Annotated in this window: 3 protein-coding genes; 2 read left to right on the top strand and 1 reads right to left on the bottom strand. The window is 72.8% G+C overall.

Annotation, left to right across the window (positions count from 1 at the left end; genetic code table 11):
* The coding region (locus tag I5E_RS24280; RefSeq protein ID WP_022906209.1) for a DUF559 domain-containing protein at positions 1–480 on the top strand (480 nt) is incomplete at its 5' end.
* A 10-nt stretch (positions 481–490) separates the two neighbouring features.
* Positions 491–1294 (top strand): NAD-dependent epimerase/dehydratase family protein, encoded by an 804-nt coding sequence (locus I5E_RS06095; protein ID WP_022906208.1) that lies wholly within the window; start codon positions 491–493, stop codon positions 1292–1294.
* A gap of 213 nt (positions 1295–1507) precedes the next feature.
* Here I5E_RS06095 and I5E_RS06085 read toward each other — a convergent pair.
* Positions 1508–2916 (bottom strand): YhgE/Pip family protein (locus tag I5E_RS06085; protein WP_022906207.1); only part of this gene is annotated, 1409 nt, incomplete at its 5' end.

Genomic DNA, 2916 nt, shown 5'->3' with positions numbered 1-2916 from the left:
CTGACGATCGACGAGCTCATCGTGCTCGGCGACGCGATCGTGACCGAGCCACGGTGCCGCACGACGATCGACGACCTCCGGAGCGCACTCGTCCGGGCCGGAGCCCGAGCAGGTGTCCGGAAGCTGCGGACGGCGATCGAGCTGGTCCGGGTCGGTGCCGGTTCGCCCCAGGAGACGCGGGCACGGCTCGCGATCGTCCGCGCGGGCCTTCCCGAACCGGAACTGCGGGTCGAGGTCCGAGACGAGGCAGGGTCCTTCATCGGCCGGGTCGACATGGCCTACCCGCGGCACCGCGTCCTGATCGAGTACGAGGGCGACCACCACCGCACGGATGCCGCGCAGTGGGCCAGCGACCTCCGTCGCTACCGTGAGGCCGAGCGCCTCGGCTGGGTCGTCGTCCGGTGGTCGCGCTCGGACCTCACGCGGTACCTCGGCGAGGCCATCGGACACCTGCGGTCGGTGCTCACGCGCCGGGGGTAGCGTCCGGGCAATGGCGACGCTGCTCATCACCGGGGCCGCCGGACACATCGGCGCTGCGCTCCGGCCGCGACTCCTCGCGGCCGGTCACGACCTCGTGCTGTTCGACGAGCGCACCCCGGACGACCCACCGACCGGTGGTGAGCGCTTCGTGCCCGGGTCGGTGCACGACGCCGATGCCCTCGACGACGCATTGATCGGCGTCGACACCGTGGTCCACCTGGCGGGCATCCCGACCGAGGCCGTGTGGGACGACCTCGTCGCGGCGAACCTCACCGGGACGAAGAACGTGCTCGAGCGAGCGGCCGCGGCCGGGGTCCTCCGGGTGGTCCAGGCGAGCTCGATCCACGCCGTCGGCCGAGTGCCCGAGCCGCTCGACGAACCGGGGAGCGTGCCCGGAGACCGGCTGCCCCGGCCGGACACCTACTACGGCGTGACGAAGGCCGGGATGGAACTCCTCGGCAGTCTCTTCGCCGATCGGTTCGGGATGTCGATCGTCTCGGCGCGCATCGGGGCGTTCGGCGAGCAGCCGTCGTCCGGTCGTGCGCTCCTGATGTGGAGCTCGCCGGACGACCTGGTGCGGTTGGTGCTGGCGACGGTCGCGCTCCGGGACCCCGGGCACCACGTCGTGTGGGCGCTGTCCCGGAACACCGGCTCCCCGGCCGACCTCACCGCGGGGGAGCGGATCGGCTTCGTCCCGGTCGACGACGCCTCGGGCGTGCTCGACCCCGACGCCCGTGCTGCCCTGCCCGCCGAGGACCTCCGCTACCTCGGTGGCGACATGGTCGGGCTGCCGCTCGGGCGAAGCACTTCGTGAGCAGCAATGGTCGGGCTGCCGCTCGGGCGGAGCACTTCGTGAGCAGCAATGGTCGGGCTACCGCTCGGGCGAAGCACTTCGTGAGCAGCAATGGTCGGGTTCCCTGAGGTCACCCGACCATTTCTGCTCACGAAGCGGCGCGGCGGCGCCCAGCGCCCGCCCGGCGCCCAGCGCCCGCCCGGCACCCGGCACCCGGCGCCCGCCCTGCGCCCGCTACCCGATCAGGCTCGGGCGCAGGTCGCGCAGCGTCCGCGAGCGTGTCTGCCGTGCGGTGACGACGAACGACACCAGGAGCGCCCCGAGCAGCCAGCACGCGAGCACGCCCGCGTCCGACCACGCCGCACCGAGGTCCCCGCCGTACATCGTCTGCCGGATCGCGTCGACCGAGTACGTCATCGGCAGTGCGAAGTGCAGCGCCGCCAACGGCCCCGGCAGCGTCTGCCACGGGAACGTCCCGCCGGCGGTCACGAGCTGCACGAGCATGAGCACCAGGCCGAGGAACTGCCCCACGGAGCCGAGCAGCACGTTGAGCGCCATGATGATCGCCGCGAACGTGGCCGATGCCAGCACCATGACCCCGATCGTCGCCCCGGCGTGCACGACGTTCAGGTCGAGGGCGAACCGGACGATGCAGAACAGCGCCACCATCTGCACGAGGCCGAGCAGCGCCGGCGTCAGCCACCCGCCGAACACCACCGCGAGGGGCTTCCGCACCGCGGTGATCGCCCGCTTCGAGATCGGCTTGAGGATGAGGAACAGCGCGTACATGCCGATCCAGGCCGCGAGGGAGATGAAGAACGGCGCGAGACCGGCCCCGTAGTTGTCCGCCGCCGCGACGTTGTCGTCCCCGACCTTGACCGGGTCCGAGATCACCGACGCCTGGTCCTCGCGCTGTGAGGCGTTCGAGGCCGGGATCTTCGTGCGGCCCTCGTCGAGCTTCGAGGCGAGCTCGGACGAGCCGTCCCGCAGTGAAACGAGCCCGGAGGCCAGCGACTTCGCGCCGTCGTCGGCCGAGGAAGCACCGGACGCGAGCGACGCCGCGCCGGACGACAGCGTGGGCGCCGCCGACGCGAGCTGGGAGGTGCCCGACGCCACCTGCGACGAGCCCGACGCCAACCGCGACGCACCGTCCGCCGCCGAGGAGACCCCGTTCGCCAGGGTCGGTGCCGCCTCGGCGAGCGCGGCGGTGCCGGCCGCGACCTTGGCGGACCCGTCGCGCAGCTGGTCGACGCCCTCGAGTGCGGCCTTGGCCTTCGCCAGGTCGGCCTTCGTCTGCTCGTCGCCGAGCTGGCTCTCGACGGTCGAGGAGATGACCGCCTGCACCTCCGGCGTCAGTTCCACCCCACGGTCTGCGGCGGCCTTCGTGATCGCCGCCGTCACGGTGTCGGGGGAGAGTCCGTTCAGCGCGTCGAGCGCCGGATCGGTCTGGTCGGCCAGCGCCTTGTTGCCGGCCGCGACCTGCTGCGCGCCCTCGTTCAGCTGCGCGGTCTGCGCGGGCAGCGACGCGGTCTGCTGCTTCGCCGTCTGCAGCCCCGAGGAGAGCGTCGCCGCCCCGGAGGCGACCTGCTGGGCGCCCTGGTCGAGCGCAGCGGTCTGCGACGGCAGCGCGGCGGTCCCGTCCG

The organism is Curtobacterium sp. B18, assembly GCF_000333375.1.
Lineage (GTDB): Bacteria > Actinomycetota > Actinomycetes > Actinomycetales > Microbacteriaceae > Curtobacterium.
The sequence above is the reverse complement of the archived record's forward strand: the minus strand, read 5'-3'. Positions and strand labels throughout refer to the sequence as shown.